Origin of the sequence: Microbispora sp. H13382 (genome assembly GCF_014161445.1) — a bacterium.
In the GTDB taxonomy this organism is placed as follows: Bacteria; Actinomycetota; Actinomycetes; order Streptosporangiales; family Streptosporangiaceae; genus Microbispora.
The window spans coordinates 23231-45973 of sequence record NZ_JABBXA010000025.1; the positions used below are offsets into that span (position 1 = coordinate 23231).

Annotated in this window: 20 protein-coding genes; 12 read left to right on the top strand and 8 right to left on the bottom strand. The window is 69.9% G+C overall.

The annotated features are described in order from the left end of the window. Positions 1-10: 10 nt before the first annotated feature. From HHX41_RS34590 to HHX41_RS34600, 3 genes are all read right to left on the bottom strand, one after another. Complete coding sequence (locus HHX41_RS34590) at positions 11-430, bottom strand: ROK family protein (RefSeq protein ID WP_182909308.1); 420 nt, start codon at positions 428-430, stop codon at positions 11-13. After that, entirely contained in the window at positions 427-2808 is a 2382-nt protein-coding gene (locus HHX41_RS34595; RefSeq protein WP_182909309.1) for a glycoside hydrolase family 65 protein, read from the bottom strand. The genes HHX41_RS34590 and HHX41_RS34595 overlap by 4 nt, the downstream gene beginning before the upstream one ends. A gap of 103 nt (positions 2809-2911) precedes the next feature. Further along, positions 2912-3199 carry a hypothetical protein gene (locus HHX41_RS34600; RefSeq protein WP_182909310.1) on the bottom strand — a complete coding sequence of 96 codons (288 nt, stop codon included), beginning with the start codon at positions 3197-3199 and terminating at the stop codon, positions 2912-2914. Positions 3200-3386: 187 nt separating this feature from the next. On the opposite strand from HHX41_RS34600, the gene ppsA reads away from it, so the two are divergent. Continuing rightward, positions 3387-5819: a phosphoenolpyruvate synthase gene (ppsA, locus tag HHX41_RS34605; RefSeq protein WP_182909311.1), complete on the top strand. Its 2433-nt coding sequence runs from the start codon at positions 3387-3389 to the stop codon at positions 5817-5819. A gap of 52 nt (positions 5820-5871) precedes the next feature. Here ppsA and HHX41_RS34610 read toward each other — a convergent pair whose 3' ends face one another. Further along, on the bottom strand, positions 5872-6678 hold the full coding sequence (locus HHX41_RS34610) for a sigma 54 modulation/S30EA ribosomal C-terminal domain-containing protein (protein ID WP_169987961.1): 807 nt from the start codon (positions 6676-6678) through the stop codon (positions 5872-5874). 101 nt (positions 6679-6779) lie between these two features. Next, on the bottom strand, positions 6780-7199 hold the full coding sequence (locus tag HHX41_RS34615; protein ID WP_169987963.1) for a CBS domain-containing protein: 420 nt from the start codon (positions 7197-7199) through the stop codon (positions 6780-6782). A 71-nt stretch (positions 7200-7270) separates the two neighbouring features. Here HHX41_RS34615 and HHX41_RS42470 point away from each other — a divergent pair, with 71 nt between their 5' ends. The 7 genes from HHX41_RS42470 (at position 7271) to HHX41_RS34650 (ending at position 13495) form a co-directional block, all read left to right on the top strand. Beyond that, positions 7271-7468 (top strand): SPFH domain-containing protein, encoded by a 198-nt coding sequence (locus HHX41_RS42470; protein WP_220504681.1) that lies wholly within the window; start codon positions 7271-7273, stop codon positions 7466-7468. 227 nt (positions 7469-7695) lie between these two features. Further along, positions 7696-9093 carry an RtcB family protein gene (locus HHX41_RS34625; protein WP_182909313.1) on the top strand — a complete coding sequence of 466 codons (1398 nt, stop codon included), beginning with the start codon at positions 7696-7698 and terminating at the stop codon, positions 9091-9093. A 4-nt stretch (positions 9094-9097) separates the two neighbouring features. Then, a complete protein-coding gene (locus HHX41_RS34630; protein ID WP_220504682.1) occupies positions 9098-9544 on the top strand; it encodes an archease in 447 nt (148 codons plus the stop codon). A 312-nt stretch (positions 9545-9856) separates the two neighbouring features. Further along, positions 9857-10882 (top strand): pyruvate dehydrogenase (acetyl-transferring) E1 component subunit alpha, encoded by a 1026-nt coding sequence (gene pdhA / locus HHX41_RS34635; RefSeq protein WP_182909314.1) that lies wholly within the window; start codon positions 9857-9859, stop codon positions 10880-10882. After that, a complete protein-coding gene (locus HHX41_RS34640; protein ID WP_220504683.1) occupies positions 10879-11856 on the top strand; it encodes an alpha-ketoacid dehydrogenase subunit beta in 978 nt (325 codons plus the stop codon). Before pdhA ends, HHX41_RS34640 begins: the two co-directional genes overlap by 4 nt. Next, positions 11853-13253 carry a 2-oxo acid dehydrogenase subunit E2 gene (locus tag HHX41_RS34645; protein ID WP_220504684.1) on the top strand — a complete coding sequence of 467 codons (1401 nt, stop codon included), beginning with the start codon at positions 11853-11855 and terminating at the stop codon, positions 13251-13253. Before HHX41_RS34640 ends, HHX41_RS34645 begins: the two co-directional genes overlap by 4 nt. 44 nt (positions 13254-13297) lie before the next feature. Continuing rightward, the gene (locus tag HHX41_RS34650) at positions 13298-13495 is read left to right on the top strand and encodes an acyl carrier protein (protein ID WP_220504685.1); all 198 of its coding nucleotides are present in this window, start codon (positions 13298-13300) and stop codon (positions 13493-13495) included. Positions 13496-13516: 21 nt separating this feature from the next. Here the strand turns inward: HHX41_RS34650 and acsA are convergent, their stop codons facing one another. Beyond that, positions 13517-15301: an acetate--CoA ligase gene (acsA, locus tag HHX41_RS34655; protein WP_182909316.1), complete on the bottom strand. Its 1785-nt coding sequence runs from the start codon at positions 15299-15301 to the stop codon at positions 13517-13519. 174 nt (positions 15302-15475) lie between these two features. After that, a complete protein-coding gene (locus HHX41_RS34660; protein ID WP_182909317.1) occupies positions 15476-16786 on the bottom strand; it encodes a phosphoribosyltransferase family protein in 1311 nt (436 codons plus the stop codon). Between the two features lie 274 nt (positions 16787-17060). On the opposite strand from HHX41_RS34660, the gene HHX41_RS34665 reads away from it, so the two are divergent. The 4 genes from HHX41_RS34665 (at position 17061) to HHX41_RS34680 (ending at position 21857) form a co-directional block, all read left to right on the top strand. Next, a complete protein-coding gene (locus HHX41_RS34665; RefSeq protein ID WP_182909318.1) occupies positions 17061-17753 on the top strand; it encodes a rhodanese-like domain-containing protein in 693 nt (230 codons plus the stop codon). 151 nt (positions 17754-17904) lie between these two features. After that, positions 17905-18765, top strand: a complete 861-nt coding sequence (locus tag HHX41_RS34670; protein ID WP_182909319.1) for a universal stress protein — start codon at positions 17905-17907, stop codon at positions 18763-18765. A 4-nt stretch (positions 18766-18769) separates the two neighbouring features. After that, the gene (locus tag HHX41_RS34675; protein ID WP_220504686.1) at positions 18770-20248 is read left to right on the top strand and encodes a nicotinate phosphoribosyltransferase; all 1479 of its coding nucleotides are present in this window, start codon (positions 18770-18772) and stop codon (positions 20246-20248) included. Between the two features lie 115 nt (positions 20249-20363). After that, on the top strand, positions 20364-21857 hold the full coding sequence (locus HHX41_RS34680; protein ID WP_182909320.1) for an AAA family ATPase: 1494 nt from the start codon (positions 20364-20366) through the stop codon (positions 21855-21857). Positions 21858-22088: 231 nt separating this feature from the next. On the opposite strand, the gene HHX41_RS34685 is transcribed toward HHX41_RS34680, so the two are convergent. Next, positions 22089-22676 (bottom strand): hypothetical protein, encoded by a 588-nt coding sequence (locus HHX41_RS34685; protein WP_182909321.1) that lies wholly within the window; start codon positions 22674-22676, stop codon positions 22089-22091. Between the last annotated feature and the right edge of the window lie 67 nt (positions 22677-22743).

The window sequence follows — 22743 nt, forward strand, 5'->3', positions numbered from 1 at the left end:
GTCACCACTTTCAGTCATGGGCAACTTTACGGGCCATGGGCGCGTGCGTGTGCCACACGCAAGCACCGGGCTGCCGCAGGCCGAGCAATCCGAAGACCTCGATCAGTGCGGTGGCACGACCGTCAGGACCGGCTGTCATGAGATGAGCGATCTCACCGGCGAGCCCGCGGAGGCCGCGCATGATCCGTCCATCGCTCACGATCGCGCAGGCTAGACCCTCGCCCAGGTGGAGATAGGCGAAGGTGTCGCTGCCGGGGCGGGCGGCGAGCTCGGCGCGTGCGGCGAGGTGACGATCCGCCTGTCGGGCACGGTGGAACAGGCGACCCAGCGGACATCGTCGGCCTCGGCCTGCCGCTCCGCTGGGCAACGTGAGGAGATCGGCGTCGACGTCCTGCGGTCCTGGCCCTCGATGCGCTCGGCCGCTGATCACTCGTCGCGCTTCCGTTCAGGGAGGGGGAAGTTACGGCTGTCGCCACGCCGAAGCCGGGCGTGATGGCCGTGCACCACGAAATCCAGGGCGGTAGGGCCGTCATCGGCCCGGGTGATCCGCACGCGGGTGGGATCGGCCTCGACGGCGAGTTCCGCGCCCCGGTAGCGGAGGCACAGCGAGAGCGTGGTGAGCTGTTCGGGGAGCACCGGGTTCAGGTGCAGGCCGTCGGGCCGGGCCTCGAGGTCGAGGTAACAGCGCTGGACCAGGTCCAGCGTGCCGGCCATGGCGCCCAGGTGGACCCCCTCGGCGGTGGTTCCTCCCTGTACGTCGGTGATGTCGCCGGTCAGCGTCTCGGTGAAGAACCGCCATGAGCCGGTGCGGTCCGATCGTGCCAGCACCCAGGCGTGCACCACGGCGCTCAGGGTCGAACCATGGCAGGTGCGGGAGAGGTAGTAGCGGATGGTGCGGCGGGTCAGGCCCGGCGCCGCCGGATAGCCGAGCCGGTCGAGGATCTGCCTCACCTCGCGGGCCGTGAGCAGGTAGAACAGCATGAGCACGTCGGCCTGCTTCGACGCCCGGTATCGGTTGGGACTGTCGTTGCCGGCCTCCAGCGCCCGGTCCAGCCGCCGCACGCCGCGATAGCGATCCCAGTCCAGCTCCGCGAGGTGCTCGTACCCGGTGAACTGACTGATGACGCCATTGTGAAAGTCCACGCGCATCCGCCGGGTGATCTCCTCCCAGCGCTCGGTCTCCACGTCCGTCAGGCCGAGGCGGCGGCGCAGGTCCTCCCGCGCGCGTCGCGGCATCAGGTCGAGCGCCTGACGGGCGCGCAGCAGCAGCCACACCGTCATGATGTTGGTGTACGCGTTGTTGTCCAGGCCCGGGGACGCGGCGCCGGGATAGCCGTCGTGGTATTCGTCCGGCCCCATCACGCCCTGGATCTCGTAGCGGCCCGACACGGGGTTGAGCCGCGCCAGCGAGGCGAAGAAGCGGGCGATCTCGACCAGGAGGCGGGCGCCCGTCCCGGCGAGGAACTCCATGTCGCCGGTGATCGCGTAGTGCTGCCAGGCGTTGTAGGCGATGGCCAGCCCGACGTGCCGCTGCAGGTGAGTGTGGTCGGGTGTCCACCGGCCTGAGCGGGGGTTGAGGTGGAGCCGTGGGGTCTCGTCGCCGCCGTCGCTGCCGCTCTGCCAGGGGAACATCGCGCCGCGCAGACCCGCGGCGCGGGCGGCCGCCCGCGCCTCCGGCAGCCGCCGCAGGCGATAGCGAAGCACCCCGCGGGCGATCTCGGGGAACCGCAGGCTCAGCCAGGGCAGCACGAACAGCTCGTCCCAGAACACATGTCCCCGGTACGCCTCGCCGTGCAGGCCACGTGCGGGCACACCCACATCGCGGTCGGCGGTGTGCGGTGAGAGGGTCTGCAGCAGGTGGAAGGTGTTCAGGCGGATGTCCCGCTGGACGCGCGGGCCCGTCACCTCCAGCCGGGCCCGTTCCCACAGGTCACGCCAGGCGATCTCATGCTGTTCCAGCAGTTCGCCGAACCCGGGCGCGAGCTCGGCCCGCCGCAGCGCGGCCGAGGTCACATCGGCGATCGCGAGATCGCGCGATGTGGTGAGCGCCACCGTCTTGACGACCGTGACGGGGCGACCCCGTTCCAGCCGCAGCACGCGTGTCTCCATGACGTGATCGTCGTGTCGCTCGACCTCGGGCTCACCTCCGCTGCTCGGAGAGGTGTCGACCCGCGAGGCCAGGGCGACCTCGATACCGGAGGAGCGGGTCCGCGTGCGCAGCCATGTCAGGGGCTCACGGGTCCCCGTCGCGTGCCGCGTCAGATGGTCGCCGCGTAGTTCGCGGTATCGGGCCACTCCCGTGTTGGCCACGCGCCCGTCCAGGCCGGAGCGTACGCGGACAGGCCCCGACCAGTTCTCGGCCGTGAAGGTCGTCTCCAGCGCGGCCAGGTAGGGGTCGGCCATGGAGACCAGGCGGCGCTGCCGTACGGACGTGATACGGCCCTCGGTGTCCCGGAAGCGGATCAGCCGATGCAGGACGGCGTGGCGCATGTCCAGCTCCTGCCGATACCGGAGCAGGTCCGCCGTACTGGGTGAGAACCACGCGGAGCCGGGTGTCGCGAAGGTCGTCGGCAACCAGTTCGGCAGGTTGACCATGTCCTCGTTGGACAGCTGGTGGCCCGCGACGTCCGAGGTGAGCCGGTCGTAGCATCCGGCGACGTACGTCCCCGGGTAGTGGACGGCGTCGGCCTCGGCTTCGGGTGCCGCACCTCGCGTGGCGAACCGGCCGTTGCCCAGCGTGCACAGCGCCTCGCGCAGTCCCTCGTGACCGGGATCGAACCCCTCGTAAGCCAGTGACCACGGATCCACCGCAGCTCCTCTCGGATCTGCCCCGGTCGATCCGGGTGGGGTCCGGACAGTGCCCGGCCCCCGATGACGGGTTCATCGCGGCGCCTCCCGGGTCGGCGCCGCATTACGTCTCGGCCGTGTCCCCCGCTTCCCCGGTCCGGGAAGGCTCCTCGATCAGGCCGAGAGTGTCCTGCTCGTTACGGTGCAGGATCACTCTGTTGATCGCCTCGATCATCTCCTGCCTGGTGTAGGCGCCCTCCGGGATCTCGTTCAGGTGCGCGAGCATGTCGGCGGTCAGGTACAGACGCGCCGACGCGTTCGCGTAGACATCCCGGACCGCGACCGTTTCACGTTCGCGGTATACCTCGTCGAGCACCTGCCGCATCTCGTCCTGGAAAACGTGACTGGGCATCTCGCGTATCCACCCCCTGATCCTTGGCTCCGTACCCACGGACCGATGTGATTTCACTTCGACTGGACGAGCCTCCGGCAGGGCGGGACGTTCGTCCGCGGGCAGGAGACCAAGTTCCCTACCTCGCCGGCTGCGCGAGGCACAGGGTGGGAGGGACTTCCGTAGTCGACATGTAGCGGGGTGGGCCATGTCGCGGTTGGTCAAGTGGTTCGCCGAGCTGGGCCGGACGGACGTCGGCCTCGTGGGCGGCAAGAACGCGGGCCTGGGAGAACTGACGCGCAACCTGGCCCGAGCGGGGGTTCGCGTGCCGGAGGGCTTCGCCCTCACCGCCGAGGCATACCGCCAGTTCATCCAGGTGAACGGGCTGAACGAAGTGATCGCTGAGCACATCGGCCGCCTGCGCGGGGGGACTGATCTGCCGGAGGTCGGCCATGCGATACGGGACGCCATCCTGGCGGCCGAACTTCCGGCGGCGGTCACGGCAGCCGTCGAGCAGGCGTACGGTGAGCTGGCCGATCGCCTGGGCACCATCGACCCGGATGTCGCGGTGCGGAGCAGCGCGACAGCGGAAGACCTGCCGGAGGCCAGCTTCGCCGGGCAGTTGGAGAGTTTCCTCAACGTCAGCGGTGTGGCGGCGTTGCTCGGCGCCTGTCTTCGCTGTTACGCGTCCCTGTTCACCGACCGGGCGATCAGTTACCGGGAGGACAGCGGGTTCGGTCACCTGGACGTCGCCCTGTCGGTCGGGGTGCAGCGCATGGTCCGCTCCGACCTGGGCGCCGCCGGAGTGATGTTCTCGATCGACACCGAGACCGGTTTCCCCCGCTCGGTCCTGATCGACGCCTCCTGGGGGCTGGGCGAGACGGTGGTCGGCGGCAGGGTGGATCCCGACGAGTACGTGGTGTTCAAGCCGCTCCTTGGCGACCCGGGCCTGTTCCCCATCGTGTCGAAGACCCGGGGGCGGAAGGAGCGCAAGGTGGTCTACGACTCCGCGGGAGGAACGCGCCAGCTCGACACCACGGAGGATGAGGCGGTCCGGTACGCGCTGGACGAGGAGGAGATCCTGCTGCTGGCCCGGTGGGCCACCACGGTGGAGGGCCACTACGGCACCCCGATGGACATGGAATGGGCCAAGGACGGCAGGACCGGCGAGATCTTCCTCGTCCAGGCCCGCCCGGAGACCGTCCAGAGGCGCCGGGAGGCGTCCCTGCTGCGCACCTACCGCATCCGCGACGCCGGTGAGCCGATGGTCGAGCCGCTGGTGAAGGGGCTGGCCATCGGAGACGCGATAGCGGCAGGGCCGGTGTGCAACCTGACCAGCGCGGCGGAGATCGACCGGTTCGTGGACGGATCGGTGCTCGTCACCAAGATCACCGACCCCGACTGGGAACCGATCATGAAGAGGGCCGCGGCGATCGTCACCGACCACGGCGGCCGCACGTCCCACGCGGCCATCGTCAGTCGCGAGCTCGGCGTCCCCGCGATCATCGGCACCGGCGACGCGACCACCCTGCTCGGTGACGGCATGACGGTGACCGTCTCCTGCGCGGAGGGCGACGAGGGCTTCGTCTACGAGGGCCTGCGCGACTACGAGGACGAGGAGATCAGCCTGGAGGACATCCCGGCCACCAGGACCAGGGTCATGCTCAACCTGGCCAACCCCGCCGCGGCCTTCCGCTGGTGGCGGCTGCCCGCCGACGGCGTCGGCCTGGCCCGGATGGAGTTCATCGTCAACAACCACGTCAAGATCCACCCCATGGCCCTCGTGCACCCCGGCCGCGTCGACGAGGACGCCCGCCGCAGGATCACCGAGCTCACCCGGGGCTACGACGACCTGACCGAGTACTTCGTCGAGCGGCTGGCCCACGGCATCGCCCGCATCGCCGCCTCCCGCTGGCCCGACCCGGTGATCGTACGAATGAGCGACTTCAAGACCAACGAGTACGCCCGGCTCGTCGGCGGGCGGCGGTTCGAACCCCACGAGGAGAACCCGATGCTCGGGTGGCGCGGGGCCAGCCGCTACTACACGGAGGGCTACCGGGAGGGCTTCGCCCTCGAATGCCGTGCCATCCGCCGGGTGCGGGAGCGCATCGGACTCACCAACGTCATCGTGATGATCCCGTTCTGCCGTACGGTCGAGGAGGCCGACCGGGTCCTGCGGGTCATGGCCGAGGAGAACCTGGGGCGGGGCCGAGACGGCCTGGAGGTCTACGCCATGGCCGAGATCCCGGCCAACATCATCCTGGCCGAGGAGTTCGCCGACCGCTTCGACGGGTTCTCCATCGGCAGCAACGACCTCACCCAGCTCACCCTCGGGGTCGACCGGGACTCCGCCGAGCTGGCGCACCTGTTCGACGAACGCAATCCCGCCCTCACCCGCAGCATCGAGCACCTCATCTCGGCCGCGCACGCGAAGAGGCGCAAGGTCGGGCTCTGCGGGCAACGGCCCAGCGACGACCCGGACTTCGCCCGGTTCCTGGTCGAGGCGGGCATCGACTCGATCTCCGTCGCACCCGACAGCTTCTTCTCGGTGAAGGAGAACGTCGCCGCGGCCGAGCGCGGACGGGAGCGCCGGGAACCTGCCCCGGCCGTCCGCGGAGCGCAGTCGCGGCCGCCGGCCTGACGAGTGCCGGCGTCCCGTGCCGTCGCCCGGCGGCCCGCGTGCAGGACGCCGGTCAGACGCTGGGCGTGATGAGCCCGTAGTGGCCGTCGTAGCGGTGGTAGACGACGTTGCCCCGGCCCGTCCGCCTGTCGGCGAAGAACACGAAGGGCAGACCGCTCGTCTCCAGCCGCGCCGTGGCCTCCTCCACCGTGTGAACCGGTGCGGGCGTGGTGCTGACGGTGAGCGGTACGGACACCGGGCCCAGACCATCGGGACGGGGTGACACCTGCGCCAGCCGGTATCCCTCTCCGCTGCGGTAGATGACGCTGTCCTGACGGGTGTCCACCTCCCGGAACAGGTGGAAGTCGTAGTCGAGCTGCTCCATGTCGAAGGCGGCCTCGTCCGGGGTCGCCCAGGCGAGTTCGTACGCCTTGTGCCGTACGACCTGCCGCTCGCCGGATGGCCGGGGGAAGTAGGGCAGCGGGTGGCGAGGCGGGCTCGACCGCCGCCACTCCTGGTCGACGTCCAGGGGATATCGCCCGCGCAGGTCCTCCCAGTCCCGGGACGTACGGCGCAGCCGGGTCCGGAGCCTGTCCTCCAGGAGGCGGATGGCCTGGTGCATGTGCTCCCCGACCGCCTGGGCCCGGACGAGCCGGCCGTTCACGTCGAGGTTGGCCTGGGCGACGCAGGGACGGGGGACGGCCGGGTCGGCCGAGACGCCGAGCTTCACCCGGGCGTAGAGCACCGGTTCGTGCGCGAGCGCGGTGAGGCCCGCGACCGTCTCGCGGGCCTCGTCGGCCGAACCGGCCGGGACCGATCCCCGGGTCTCCACCTGTACCTCGGAAGGATCGAGCGCGCTCCCCGGAGAACGGCGGTCCATACCGGATCACCTCCGCCATCGGCCGCGTCGTCGGCCTGGTTCCAGTCCTGCACTGCGTCGCCCAGCTCAACTCCGGTCAGCGGGGGTGCGGCCGCCGGCGGTCAGTCGAGCGCGTAGACGCGGTGGACGAACTCCGCGAGCTTGCTGTCCGGCAGCTCCTTGGCCAGATCCGCCTCGCTGATGATGCCGACCAGACGATGACGCTCGATCACAGGCAGGCGCTTGATGTGGTGCTCCTCCATCGCGAACAGCGCCTCCTCCACGCTGGCGTCGGCATCGACCCACACCAGGCCACGGGCCAGTTCGCCGGCGGTCGTCCGGTCGATGTCCATGCCGTGCGCGCAGCACATGACCACGATGTCGCGGTCGGTGATGATCCCCTTGAGCCGGTCGTCGTCCCCGCAGATGGGCAACGCACCGACTCCCAGGTCGGCCATCATCTGCGTGGCGGTACGCAGCGTTTCGTGTTCACCGATGCACTGAACGCCTTCGTGCATCACGTCCCGTGCCTTCTTGCCCATATCCGTTACGCTCATCGGTGCCCCCGACACACTCGATGACTCGCGTCCCGGCTCTTATACCCACCCTGGCCATGAGCAGTAGCCGACGCCGTCTCGGCATTGCCATCGTGCGGCAGTACGAGCGAGGTGTGGTGTTCCGGCTCGGCAGGGTCCGCGACGTCCGCGATCCCGGTGTGCGGTTCATGATCCCCATGGTCGACCGCGGAAGGTGGGCCTCCGCACGGAATCGCGGCGGAGGGCGAGGCGCTGTCCGCCGGATCCGCGGCTGAGGGACTTTCGTCCCGTCCATCAGGGTCGATGGCTGGCGGACCGCTCCACCTGAACAGGCGGAGGATCGAAACAGAGGCCCGCAGCAGACAAGCGGTCATCAAGGGCTCCACGTCCGATACGCATCAGGCGCCCCGTTGGTTGTGCAGGTGTGCATGTCCGCACCAGCCCGAAATCCGGGCCGGATTCGCACAGGCCGCGGGACGTCGCAACCGCGTGAGATCAGGTAATGAAGCTTGTACAGGAGACGCCCTTCCGATTCCGGATCGAGCGGCAGGCGCCGATGCGGGTGCCGGGAGTCGTGTTCGTCTCCCGGGACCTGATGCCCGAGGAGCAGGCCCTTCAGCAGGTCGTCAATGTGGCTACCCTGCCCGGCATCGTCGGCGCCTCCTACGGCATGCCCGACCTGCACTGGGGGTACGGCTTCGCCATCGGAGGCGTGGCCGCCACGGACGTGTCGGCGGGCGGAGTGGTCTCCCCCGGGGGCGTGGGGTTCGACATCTCCTGCGGGGTGCGTCTGCTGGCCGCCGACCTGCACCGTGAAGCACTCGTGCCCGTCATGGAGCGGCTGATGGACGCCCTGGACGCGGCCACACCCCGCGGACCGGGCCCGGGCGGAGTATGGCGTCTGCCGGGCCCCGCCCAGCTCGACCAGGTGCTGCGCGAAGGAGCGCGCTTCGCCGTACGCGCGGGGCACGGCGAGGCTCACGATCTGGACCGCTGTGAGGATCAGGGAGCCGTGGCCGACGCCGACCCCGGCCAGGTCGGCACGCGAGCGGTGGAACGAGGTCTGGTCCAGGTCGGCAGCCTCGGCTCCGGCAACCACTTCCTGGAGGTCCAGGCGGTCGAGGAGATTTACGACGAGGCGGTGGCGACCGCGTTCGGTCTGCGGCCAGGCCAGGTGTGCGTGATGATCCACTGCGGGTCGCGCGGTCTGGGACATCAAATCTGCACCGACCACGTCCGCGCGATGGACAAGGCCATGATCAGCTATGGCATCCGCGTGCCGGACCGGCAGCTGGCCTGCGTCCCGGTGGACTCGCCGGAAGGCCGCGGCTACCTGGGCGCGATGGCCGCGGCGGCCAACTACGGCCGGGCCAACCGGCAACTGCTGACCGAGGCGGCCCGGCGGGCGTTCCGTCAGGTCGCCGGTGCCACCTTGGCCCTGGTCTACGACGTGTCACACAACCTGGCCAAGGTGGAAGAACACGACGGGAAGCGCCTGTGCGTGCACCGCAAGGGCGCCACCCGCGCGCTCCCGCCCCACCATCCCGACCTGCCCGCCGATCTGGCGCCGTTCGGTCAGCCCGTGTTCATCCCCGGCACCATGGGCACCGCCTCCTACGTGCTCACCGGCGTGCCCGGCGGGCAGGCCTTCCACTCCACCTGTCACGGTGCCGGCCGCGTCCAGAGCCGCCACCAGGCCGCGCGCTCCACCAGAGGACGGGAACTGCGGACGTGGCTGGAGGGCAGGGGCATCGCCGTGCGCGGATCCTCGTGGCGCGGCCTGTCCGAGGAGAAGCCGGACGCATACAAGGACGTGGACGCAGTGGTCACCGCAAGCGTCGGAGCCGGGCTCTGCCGCAGGGTCGCGCGGCTCGTCCCACTCGGCGTGGTGAAGGGCTGACCCGGTGGCCCGGCCCGACGGCGGTAAAGACCCGATCAGCGGGCGCGGCCACCGCTCGCTCCCCCACACCGCCGACGTCCGCCTCGAGGCATGGGCGCCCACCGTCGCGGAATGTGTCGCCGAGGCCGTCCGCGCCGTGATCGGCGGCTTCGCCGACCTCAGCCGGGCCGAGCGTCACAGCACGCGTACGCTCCACGTCGGCCCGGCCCCACCCGAGGAGCAGCTCCTGACAGTGCTCGACGAGGTGATCTATCAGATGGACACGGCAGCCCGCGTCCCCTGCGAGATCGAAGCGCACGAGGACGAGGCAGGACTGTGGCTGACCCTGGGCATGACCGACGTGGCGGCCGTCCCCCAGATCGGCGCGGTGCCCAAGGCCGTCGCACTCCACGGCCTGCGTTTCGATCACGGACCGCACGGATGGGTCTGCACCGTGACCTTGGACGTGTAGACAACCGACACTCACCGTCGTCCAGCACTTCCTGTCCGATCCGCACATTGCGCCTATCTGTGGGTAAGGACGCCAGGGTTAGAGGGTGAACAGCGAGATGCCTGATCAATTATTCCCGGACGAGGTGCGGCAGGTCCCGGACGAGGTGTACCGCGATCGCGAGACAGCGAGGGTTCGGGAGGCCTACGCCTATGCCTCCAGTGCACGTGGCCGCTGGCATGCCCGCACACCTGAACAAGATGCCGGAGGGCGCCTAGACCCGGAACCAGACGGTCGAGGCGAGTGGAGCGAACCGCGCATGAGGACGGACCTATGGCTGGAAAGAAGAGCGCGCGGGCCGAGTCGCATCGGGACCTGTTGCGCCAGATGCTGCGCGTCAGGCGGTTCGAGGAACGCTGTGTCGAGCTGTACAGCGGCGAGAAGATCCGCGGATTCATGCACCTCTACATCGGGGAGGAGGCGGTGGCCGCGGGCGTCTGCCACGCGCTGGCCACGGACGACGTGGTCGTCTCCACCTACCGGGAACACGGGCACGCGCTCATCCGCGGAGTGCCCGCTACAACGATCATGGCCGAGATGTACGGCAAGGCCACGGGGTGCAGCCGGGGGCGCGGCGGCTCGATGCACATCTTCGACGTCGCCCGCCGCTTCTACGGCGGCAATGCGATCGTCGGCGGCGGACTTCCCCTGGCGGTCGGGCTCGCCCTCGCCGACAAACTGCAGGACCGCAACCGGGTGACCGTGTGTTTCTTCGGCGACGGCGCCATGGCCGAGGGCGGGTTCCACGAATGCGTCAATCTCGCGGCGCTCTGGCGGCTGCCGGTGCTGTTCGCCTGCGAGAACAACCTGTACGCGATGGGCACCGCGCTGGCCAAGTCCCACGCCCAGACCGATCTGGCCCTTCGCGCGGCGGGATACGGCGTCGCGGCGTGGCAGGTAGACGGGATGAACGTGCTTGCGGTCGCCGACGCGGCGACCCGGGCGGCCGAAGCGATCCGTGCCGGGGCCGGACCGCATTTCGTGGAGTTGCGCACCTACCGCTTCCGCGCCCACTCGATGTACGACCCAGACCGTTACCGGAGCAAGGAGGAGATCGAGCAGTGGAAGAAGCGCGACCCCATCGATGCCCTCGTCGCCTCGATGAAGGCGGAACGCGAGATCACGAACGACGATCTCGCCGTGCTGGAGAAGGAGATATCAGCGGAGATCGACCAGGCCGTCGCCTTCGCTGAGCAGGCGCCGGTCGAGCCGGTGGAAGATCTCTCCCGTTTCGTCTACAGCGAGACGCCCCTGGCGAGCGGCGGCGCGCGCGGGGGGTCGGTGGAGGCCGCGTCGTGAGCGCGGCGACGACCACCTATCGCGAGGCCATGCGGGAGGCGATCCGCGAGGCCCTGCGCCGCGATGACCGCGTGTTCCTGATGGGCGAGGACGTGGGCGCGTACGGGGGCTGCTTCGCGGTGAGTCTGGGCCTGCTGGAGGAATTCGGCCCCGAGCGTATCCGGGACACCCCGCTGTCGGAGGCCGCCTTCGTCGGCGCGGGCATCGGTGCGGCGCTGGGCGGGATGCGTCCCATCGTCGAGATCATGACGGTGAACTTCAGCCTGCTGGCCCTCGACCAGATCCTCAACAACGCGGCGACGCTCCTGCACATGTCGGGCGGGCAGTTGAACGTCCCGCTGGTGATCCGGATGACCACCGGAGCCGGACGGCAACTCGCCGCGCAGCATTCGCACAGCCTCGAAGGCTGGTACGCCCACATTCCGGGCCTGCGGATCCTCGCACCCGCGACGATCGAGGACGCCCGCAACATGCTCTGGCCGGCCCTGGAGGACCCCGACCCCGTACTGATCTTCGAACACGGCTCGCTGTACGGCATGTCGGGGCAGCCGCGCCCCGGCCCGGTGGACATCACCTCCGCCGCGCTCCGGCGTTCCGGCAAGGACATCACACTGATCGCCTACGGCGGCACGACCGGGAAGGCACTGGCGGCCGCCGACGCGCTCTCCGCCGAAGGCATCGAGGCGGACGTGATCGACCTACGCGTCCTGCGCCCGCTCGACGACGCCACGATCGTGGAGTCGGTCGGCAACACGCACCGGGCCGTCATCGTGGACGAGGGGTGGCGGTCGGGCAGCCTGTCGGCCGAGATCGGCACCCGCATCGTGGAGCAGGCCTTCTACCAGCTGGACGCGCCGATCCAGCGGGTCTGCACAGCGGAGGTCCCCGTTCCCTACGCCCGCCACCTGGAGGAGGCCGCCCTCCCCCAGGTGCCGTCGATCGTCGCCGCCGCGCGAGAGGCGGTCGCCTCATGAACGAGCGCGCGGAGTTCGTGATGCCTTCGCTCGGTGCGGACATGGAGTCGGGCGCGGTCGCCGAGTGGCTGGTCAAGCCAGGGGATCGGGTGCGCAAGGGTGACGTCATCGCGGTGATAGACACCGACAAGGCCACGATCGAGGTCGAGTCGTTCCACACGGGGACGGTCGAGAGCCTCCTGGTGGGGACCGGTCGGCGGGTGCCCGTCGGTACGGCCCTCGCCGTCATCGTCGGCATCCCGCCCGCTGCCGAACCGGTGTCTCCCGAGCCGGCGCCGGCTCAGCCCCTGAGGAAGCGGGCGCGCCCACGACGGCCAACGCCGGCGCGCCTGCCGGCGCCAGGCGCGCCGCACGTTCCGTCACCGGTCGCCTCACCCCTGGTACGGCATCTGGCCGAGCAACGCGGAGTGGACATCGCCCGTGTACGGGGGACGGGTCCGCAGGGACGGGTGACCCGCGCGGACGTCGAGCATGTGGAGCCCTCACCGCAGGCCAAGGTCTCGCCGCAGGCCAAGGTCTCACCGCTGGCGCGCAGGCTCGCCGCGCAGTTCGGCGTCGACCTCGCCGACGTCCACGGCACGGGGCGCGCCGGAGCGATCCGCGCCCAGGATGTGCGGGAGGCGGCCGAACGGGGTGCCGGGCCACGGCCGCCCGAGGCGGTGGAGGAGGCCACCCGTCCGCCTGCCGAGCAGGCGGAGGCGCGAGCCGTACCGGAGGCTGACCTGGAACGCCGGCGGGAGGCGATGCGCCAGGCGATCGCGAGGGCGATGGCCAGGTCGAAACGGGAGATTCCGCACTACTACCTGAGCGCGACCGTGGACCTCACCGGCGCGCTCGCATGGTTGCGCGAGCGCAACCGCGATCTGCCGGTCTCACGTCGGCTGCTCCCCGCGGCCCTGCTCCTCAAGGCGGCCGCCCGCGCCGCCGCCGAGGTGCCGAGGTTGAACGGCTTCTGGATCGACGATGCCTTCGTACCCGGGAAGGCCGTGCATCTGGGGGTGGCGATCTCACTCAAAGGCGGCGGCCTGATCGCCCCGGCCCTGCACGACGCGGCCCGCCTCGCGATCGAGGATCTCATGGCCGCTCTGAAAGACCTGGTCTCCCGGGCGCGTACAGGGCGGCTGCGCGGTGCCGAGATGACCGAGGCCACCATCACCGTCACCAACCTCGGTGACCAGGGAGTCGAAGCGGTGCACGGCGTCATCTACCCACCGCAGGTGGCCCTGGTGGGTTTCGGGAAGATCCTCGATCGCCCGTGGGCCGTCGACGGGCTGCTGGGCGTCCGGCCGCTGGTGACCGTCACCCTGGCCGCCGATCACCGGGCGACCGACGGCTACACCGGCGGGCGGTTCCTCGGCATCGTGGACCGGCTACTCAACCAGCCGGAAACGCTATGACGCCGCAACAAGCTCGGGAACTCGTCACGAGCGCGTTGAGCCAGGTGGCACCGGACACGGACCCGGCGGCGCTGCCGCAGGACGCCGACATCCGCGACGCCCTGGAGCTGGACTCGCTCGATTTTCTCACCTACGTGCAGACGCTGAGCGAATCCAGCGGATGCCGGATCGAGGAGGACGACTACCCGGCCTTCGCCACCATCGCCGGCGGAGCGGACTTCCTCGCCGTCCACGCGACGTGAGCAGGCGGTCCTTCATGGCTGTCACGGTGCGCTACCTTCGTGGCGTTCGAGGGTCGAGATATCCCCTGTGGGGAGTCCGAGCTCCCGAGCCTTGAGCAGTCGGCGCATGACCTTGCCGCTGCGTGTGTGCGGCAGGCTCTGGTCGAAACACAGCTCCTTCGGAGCGACCGCGCCGAGGCGGCGCCGGCCGAAGGCGATCAGCTCCAGCCGAAGCCTCTCGGTCGGCTCGAAGCCGGTGTTGAGCGTGACGAAGGCCTTCACCAGTTCACCGGCCACCGGGTCGGGCTTGCCGATCACACCCGCCTCGGCCACGGCGGGATGCTCCATCAGCACGCTCTCCACCTCGAACGGTCCGACGAGATGCCCCGCCGACTTGATCACATCGTCCGACCTGCCGACGAACCAGAAGTAACCGTCCCGGTCCCTTCGCACGATGTCGCCGCTCAGATACCAGCCCCCGGCGAACGCCTGACGATACCTTTCCGGGTCACCGAGATAGGCGCGGAACATCGAGGGCCAGCCGGGGCGGAGTGCGAGTTCTCCCTCGATGTCGGGCTCTTCTATCACCCGCACCTCGCCGTCGACGACGCGGGCTCGCCCGTCCGGGCCTCTTTCCAGCACGGTCGCCTCGATGCCGGGGAGTGGACGGCCCATGGACCCCGGCTTGATGTCCATCGCGGCGAAATTGCTGATCATGATGGCGCCGGTCTCGGTCTGCCACCAGTTGTCATGGATCGGCAGGCCGAGCGCGCGCGGCCCCCACACCACCACCTCGGCGTTGAGCGGCTCCCCCACGCTGGCGACGAAGCGCAGCCTGGACAGGTCGTACTCGCCCGGAAGGGTGTCGCCGTGCCGCATGAGCATGCGCAGCGCGGTCGGGGCGGTGTACCAGACGGTGACCTGCTGATCCTGGAGGACGCGGCACCAGCGCCGCGCGTCGAACTCGCCCGCGTCCGTGACGAGAGTGGCTCCCAGGCTGAGCGGCGCGATGACTCCGTACGACATTCCTGTGACCCAGCCGGGGTCGGCGGTGCACCAGAAGACGTCGGAGGGGCGAAGGTCGAGGGCGTAGGTGGCGGTGACGCGGTGTGCGACCACTGCCTCGTGTACGTGGACGGCGCCTTTGGGTGTGCCGGTCGTCCCACTGGTGAAGTGGAGCAGCGCCATGTCTTCCGGGTCGGTGGAGGGAATCTCGAACTCCGCTGACGCCTCGGCCATCGATCCCCGCAGGGACACGGTGCCCTGAGGCGGGGGAGCATCGCCGGTGACCAGCACGTGCCTCAGACCGGGCAGCGACTCGCGGATCACGGCGACCTTCCGGGCGTAGAGCTCCGGGGTGGTCACCAGGACACGCCCGTCGCCGAGGCGTAACCGCTCGCGGACCGGTTCGGGGCCGAAGGCGGAGAACAACGGGCACAGCACGCTCAGGTTCTTCAGCGTCCCCAGGACTGCGATATAAAGATCAGGCACCCGGCCGAGCAGCGTGAACACCCGTTCGCCCTTGCCCACCCCCATGCCGCGGAGCACGTTGGCGAAGCGGTTGGTGGCGAAGCGGAGATCCTCGTAGGTCATCTCGGTGACGGTGTCGTCCCTGCCGACGCACCGAAGCGCCACGTGATCGCGTCGCGGCGTGCCCACGTGGCGGTCCACGGCCTCGTAGGCGATGTTCAGCCCCCGGCCCTCGGGCAGGCCGGACACGGATCGCCGCGCCGTCTGCCAGGAGAAGCCACGGCACTCACGTTCGTAGTCCGTCAGATTGGACCGCGCCGCCTCCTGTCCTGTTTTCCGAATCGGCTCCCAGGTCATAGCGGCCTCCTCCTCAGCTGCGTTCCGGACGGAAAACCCGCCATCCCTGTCGGCGAAACGTCTGGGCGACGGGCGGAAGGTCAGGGCCGGGCACACAGCCTGGATTCCAGCGAAGGCCATGGCGGCCTTGCCACCTTCGCGGCTGCCGGGTCTTCGCAGCCGAGGCCGGCGGCCTCATGCGGCATGGAGCGTGAAGTGGTCGGTGAACCACTCGCAGGCGAGGTGGGCGACCGTCTCGAGCGCTCCCGGCTCCTCGAACAGGTGCGTTGCGCCGGGAATGACCTGAAGCGAGCTTTCGCAGCGCAACCGCTCCTGGGCCGCCCGGTTGAGACCGAGCACCACGGTGTCGCGGCCTCCCACGATCAGCAGGGTGGGGGCGTGCACCTCACCGAGACGGGGCTCGGCGAGGTCAGGCCGGCCGCCGCGGGACACGATGGCCGCGATCTCCCTGCCAGGTTCGGCTGCCGCCCACAGCGCTGCCGCCGCGCCGGTGCTCGCACCGAAGTAGCCGATCGGAAGCCCCGCCAACCTGCGCTGACAACCTACCCAGCCGGTCACCTGGACGAGCCTTCCCGCCAGCAGCCCGATATCGAACACGTTGCCGCGGTCGATCTCCTCCTGCGCGGTGAGCAGATCGAACAGCAGTGTTCCCAGACCCGCATGGTTGAGTGCGGTCGCGACGTACCGGTTTCGGGGGCTGTGCCGGCTGCTGCCGCTGCCGTGCACGAAAACCACGACACCTGGCGCATTCGGAGGGACGACCAGCCGGCCGGGGAGCCGGACCGGCCCGGCGTCCACCTCCACATCCTCGGCGAGACCCTGCAGATCAGACCCTACGGTGGCCTCATGTCGGGACGCGGCCCGCCGCAGCAACTCGACGACCTGCTCGTCGGTGGTCTGGGAGAAATCGTGATACCAGAAGCCGATCGCGTAGAGGTGGTCGGGGACATCAAGGCAAATCACCTCGTCGGCGTCCTCGCGCAGACTCTCGACCGTCTCCCGCGCCCCCACCGGCACCGCAAGCACCAGCCGTGAAGCGCCACGCGCGCGTGCGACCTGGCAGGCGGCACGAGCCGTTCCCCCGGTCGCGATCCCGTCATCGACCACGATCACCGTACGGCCCGCGAGGTCCACGGGCGGGCGGTGACCGCGGAAACGCCGGGCCCGGCGCTCGACTTCGGCCCGCTCGCGCTCCTCCACAGCGGACATCTCCGCCTGGCTGAGATGTGCAAGCCGTACGACATCGCGGTTGACGACGCCTACCCCACCCTCGCCGACGGCGCCGAATCCCAGCTCCGGCTGGTATGGCACCCCGAGCTTGCGCACCACGATCACGTCCAGCGGCGCGCCGAGCGTCTGGGCCACCTCGTACGCCACCGGCACCCCACCCCTGGGCAGCCCCAGGACGACCACATCCTCAGCCCCGGCACGCCGGCGCATCTCCTCGGCGAGCCGTACCCCCGCATCATGGCGATCAAGAAACATACGCCCACCCCCGGAACCACCGCTCAAGCGGCCATTCCCCGTGACCGCACAGGGCCTGGTCCTTGCGCCCATCCGTACCCACATTCCGCCCGTGTACGGGGGCGTGCGTCCATCACCGGGGAGCGGACATCGGCCCCATGCCGTCGTGGGGTCACAGCGTTCCCGGCGATCGCGCACGCCGGCCGGTTGGTGGCGCTGCCGCGACGACGGCGACAGGACGGCCCGCAACTTCTCAACCGGCATACTCTCCGTCCGCGGGGTACGGCCCCACAACATGGTGCAGGTTGTCACTCGAGAAGCTGTGCAGGATCTTCTCTCAGCCGGGCGGGCTCAGCTGGTCGAAGTGCTCCCCAGGGAGCAGTACGACTGGGCGCACCTCCCGTCTGCCGTCAACCACCCGATGCGGGATCTCAACGACATGTCCGCCGCCACGCTGGACAGGTCTCGACCGATCATCGTCTACTGCCACGACTGGCTCTGCGATCTGAGTCCCCGAGCGGCCCACCGCTTGGAGAGGCTGGGATTCGACTCCGTTCACGACTACTCGCCGGGCAAGATGGACTGGATCTCCGCCGATCTTCCCTATGAAGGGCACGCTGCCCTTGTGAGAGAACAGGTGCGTCGTGACCCGGTGATCGCTTACCTGGAGGATCCGCTCGTGGAAGTAGCGGACAGAGTCATCGCGGATCCGGCAGGGCTGGCAGTGGTGATCGACAGGGATGACGTCGTTCACGGGGTGATCGGCTCGCTTGAGCTGATCGGCGCGGATCCCACGGCTACGGCCGAGCGTGTCATGCGCGTCGGCGTCACGACCACCCGTCCGAGCACAGAGGTCGCGCGGCTGGCCGAACACATGGATCACGCCAAGATCCGGCATGTCGTCGTGACCCGGGCAGATGGCACGCTCGTGGGTCTGTTCGGAGTCGGCGACCTCCGGGCGCCGGAATCGGAGCCCGATCTCGGATAGCGGGAAACTCCGGCTGGTACTACGCAGGCAAGGCCGCGACATGGACATCCCGCCCCCTGACGGTGCGCGAGCCGGGGCACGGAGGCGGGCACAACTGCTGTAAGAGCCTTACCTGCCGATCGTCGATCGGGAACGCGTGAGGGGTGACGGCATGGCAGAGCCGATCGTCGTGGGTGTCGACGGATCGACGCCCTCGCTTCAGGCAGCCGACTGGGCAGGCCAGGAAGCCGCGCTCCGCGGTGCGCCGCTGCGGATCGTGTACGCGGCGCTGCGCTGGCCGTATTTCGTGCCACTCGTCCCGCAGCCGGCGAGCTGGGGACCCGATGCCGAGGCGGCTGCGCGGACCGTGCTCGATCGGGCGACGGTCTACGCCAGAGCGGGCAGGCCACATCTGTCGGTCTCGGCTGAGATCGTCGACGGCGCAGCGGAGGAGGCGCTCGTCGCAGCCGCGGAGGGCGCTCAGCTGATCGTCGTGGGAAACCGCGGCCGTGGCGGGTTCGCCGAGCTGCTGCTGGGTTCGGTGAGCCGCTACGTCACGGCCAGGGCTCCCTGCCCCGTAGCCGTCGTCCGGCAGACGAACGAAGGCGGCCGCGGTGAGATCGCCGTTGGCGTCACCGGGCACCCCGATCAGGAACCCGTCCTGGAATTCGCGTTCCGCGAAGCCGCACTGCGGCATGCCGACCTGCGTGCCGTGCACGCCTGGACGCATCCGGCCGCGGCGGAACTGGGCGACCTTCAACCGCTCGTCTACGACGTGGACAGCGTCGGGGCGGAGGAGACGCGCCTGCTCGCGGAGAGTATCGCCGGCCGGCGCGAGAACTTCCCCGACGTGACGCTCACCGAGCGCGTCGTGGAGGAACATCCGGCCAAAGCCCTGATCGAGGCCTCCGCGGAGACGGACCTGGTCATCATCGGGGCCCATACGGGAATGGCCGCCCGGCTGGGCCTGGGCGCCACCGCTCACGCTGTGCTTCATCACGCACGCGCACCCGTGATCGTGGTCCGCCACTGACCGCTTGCAGCCGGAGATCACGACCGAGGGGGTGCTCACGCTGTGGCGCCTCCAGGCCGGGGAGATCATCCTGGTCCACCGCCCGGGCCTGAGACGCAAGCCGAGGGGGTCGGCACACGAGATCGAGGAGGAGGCCATGGCCAGCGGGCTGCTCACCGATCTGTACGAGATCAACATGGCGGCGAGCTACCTTCGCCGTGGCATGACCGGCAGGGCCACCTTCAGCCTGTTCGTCCGTAGGCTGCCCGCGAAGCGCGGCTTCCTCGTCACCGCCGGGCTGGACGACTGCCTGGAATTTCTCGAAGGCTTCCACTTCACCGGCGCCGAACTCGACTACCTCGAACACATCGGACAGTACGGCCACGACGTGCTGCGGGGCCTTGAGCGCATGCGCTTCACCGGGGACGTCTGGGCGGTTCCGGAGGGATCGATACTTTTCGCCGACGAGCCGATCCTGGAGGTGAGCGGTCCGATCGCCGAGGCCCAACTGGCCGAGACCGTGCTGCTCAACCACGTCACCTTCCAGACGACCGTGGCGACCAAGGCCGCCAGGTGCGTGCTCGCCGCCGGCCGGGCACGGCTGATCGACTTCGCCTTCCGGCGCACCCAGGGAATCGGTGCCGCCATGTCGGTGGCGCGGGCCTCCGCGATCGCCGGGTTCTCCGCGACCAGCAACGTCGAGGCGGCCCGGCGGTACGGCCTGACCGCCGCCGGCACGATGGCGCATTCCTACATCCAGGCGTTCGGCGACGACGAAGCCGCCTTCGCGGCGTTCGCGGCCGACCTGCCCGGTGCGAACACCTTCCTCGTCGACACCTACGACACCCTGACCGGCCTCCAGGCGGCCATCGCCGTGTCCCGGCGGATGCGCCTGCCCGGGCCCCTGGTCGTACGGCTCGACTCCGGAGACCTGGCGGACCTGTCGCGGCAGGCCCGCCGGATGCTCGACGAAGCGGGGCTGCCCGACGCGAAGATCCTGGCCAGCGGCGGGCTGGACGAGTACGCCATCGACGACCTGGTGCGGCAGGGCGCCCCGATCGACATCTACGCGGTCGGCACGAAGGTGGGCGTCTCGGCCGACGCGCCCTCGCTGAACAGCGCGTACAAGCTGGTCGAGTACGGCGGGCGTCCGGTGATGAAGCTGTCCGCGGGGAAGGTCACCCTCCCCGGCGCCAAGCAGATCTTCCGCGGGGAGACCGGCGACATCGTCGGCCTGCGCGACGAGCCCGTACCGCCCGGCCACCGCCCCCTGCTCGCCCCCGTGATGGCGGCGGGACGGCGGCTCGCCCCGAGCGAGGCGATCGGGACGGCGCGCGACCGCTGCGCCGCGGAACTCGCGCGCCTTCCGGCGCCCGCGCTCGCGCTGCGCGACCCGCGGGCGCCCCAGGTCCGCTACAGCGAACGCCTCACCCTGCTCTCCCAGCGTGTCCGCGACGAGATACATGCGAGAACGACAGCGATCCGGAGTGATCGTGGTCCATGACCGGCAGGGGCATCGCCGGGCCACAACCGAGGGGTGGAGCCGGTGCGCGGGGAATGTCTCCGGGAAGCAGACGTGGAGACGCCGTCTGGCACCGGCCGGGGACGGGGGCACCTCGATGAGGCCATGGGCGCAGGTCAAGGAGACGCACGCCGGGGTGGTCATCCTCCTCGGCGATCACGCTTTCAAGCTGAAGAAGCCCGTTGATCTGGGCTTCCTGGACTTCACCACGCTGGAGGCCCGGCGGGCGATGTGCCACAAGGAGGTCGAACTCAACCGCCGGCTGGCGCCGGACGTCTACGAAGGAGTGGCCGATGTGGCCGGCCCGGACGGACGGGTCTGGGAGCACCTCGTGGTGATGCGGCGTATGCCGGACGAACGCCGCCTGTCGGCGCTCGTCCGCGCGGGAGAACCGGTGGAGGACGCCGTGTGCCAGGTCGCGCGAATGATCGCGGGCATGCACGCCCGATCCCCGCACAGCCCCCGGATCGACGAACAAGGGAGCGGGCAGGCGCTGCGATCCCGCTGGACCGCCAGCTTCCGCGAGGTGCGGGCGCTGCCCGAGGCGGTGATCGACACCGAGGTCCTCGGCGAGATCGAACGGCTCACGCTGCGCTTCCTCGGCGGCCGGGAACCGCTCTTCGCCCGCCGGGTCGCGGAAGGCCGGATCGTGGACGGCCATGGCGATCTGCTCACCGACGACATCTTCTGCCTGGACGACGGGCCTCGGATCCTCGACTGCCTGGAATTCGACGACCTGCTCCGTTTCGTCGACGGCCTGGACGACGCCGCCTTCCTGGCCATGGACCTGGAGCGACTGGGCGCGCCTCGCCTGGCGGAGCTGTTCCTGCGCTGGTACGCCGAGTTTTCCGGCGACCCTTCGCCGCCCTCTCTGTGGCATCACTACGTCGCCTACCGGGCCTTCGTCCGCGCCAAGGTCGCCTGCCTGCGCCATGGCCAGGGAGACACCGCAGCGGCGTGGGAGGCCCGGCGTCTGGCCGAGCTCACGCTGGGCCATCTCCAGGCGGGCGCGGTCACCATGGTCCTCGTCGGCGGGCTCCCGGGGACCGGCAAATCGACCCTGGCCGCGGCCGTCGCCGACCGGCTCGGCTGCACGCTGCTGACCAGCGACCGTCTTCGCAAGGAACTCGCCGGTATATCGCCGCACCAGCCCGCGGCCGCCCCCTTCGGCGAAGGTATCTACCGCGCGGAGTCCACCCGACGGACCTATACCGAGCTGTTGTCCAGGGCCGAGAGGCTGCTCGGTCTCGGCGAGCCGGTCGTCGTCGACGCCTCCTGGACCGACGCCGCGCACCGCACCGCCGCGGTGTGCCTGGCTCGGCGTACTTCCGCCGATCTCCTGGCATTGTGCTGCACCGCCCCTCCGCGCGTGACCGCCGAGCGGCTCGCGCGCCGCACCGGCGGGATATCGGACGCGGACCAGGCGATCGCCGCGGCGATGACGGCGACGATGGCGCCCTGGCCGGACGCGACCGAGATCGACACTGATGCGCCCCCGGAACAGACACTGGAGCGGGCGATGACGGCGATCCACGCCCGGTGGGCCGGCGTGCCACGGCGGTTCCGGCGCCCCCGGATGGAACCGGGCTGAACCACGACCGCGGCACCCACGGCGGCAGCCCCGGTCGGGTGTCCGAGGGCCTTGCGTACCCCCTCCGTCGGCCACGATCGCGCCGATGCCCTTGAGAATTTCGAGGGTGTTCTCTTCTGGCGGGCGGAGCGGACAGGGCCAGTGCCAGGCGTGGCAGACAGTGAGGGAAGGCCGCGGAGCCGAGCCTCCTCCACCCCGTAGCGCTGCACCTGTTCGCCGGCCGGAGATCCGTCATACGCCCGTGGCGTCCAGAATCCGCAGGAACGGTACGACGGCGGTGTTGATCTCCTCTACCAGCGTTTCCAGAGCCGCCTGGGCGTCGCCGAGATTGGGCAATCCCTCGGCTTCCGGCCTCGTGGGCGTCGGCAACCGGGCGGGCTGAATGGGAACCCGAAGCTCAAGAGTGAACAGCGCGGCCCTTCTGTCGAACGGCGGGGCCACGCAGGGGACGCCCGATTCGCCCTGCTGCCAGCCGAACCAACCGTGGGGCAACTGTTCCGGCGATGGAGCAGCCAGCCGGACCACTGCCAAGATGATGTAAGTCCCTTCCGGTCGATGACAGGTGGCATGCAGCACCCGTGGATGGAACCGGACATACGGCGGTCCGTCCGTCGGGCGGGTGGCCAGATCCCAGGAGGTCATCGCGTAGTGCACCGGATCCAGCGTGATGTCGCCCGCCTGAGGCTCGCTGTCCGCGGCGGCGAAGGCGTGGCTCCATGCGCGGAGCCGTTCGCCGTACCGCTCCTGAGGATTGTCGCCCGTGGCGTCGATCCAGACTCCCACCATCACTGCGGTGACTCCTCGATGGCGAGCCTTCATGCAGCGTCCATAGGCTCCTTACCCGAATACGCATGCGATCCACGTCCAGCCACCGGCTCAGTCGGCC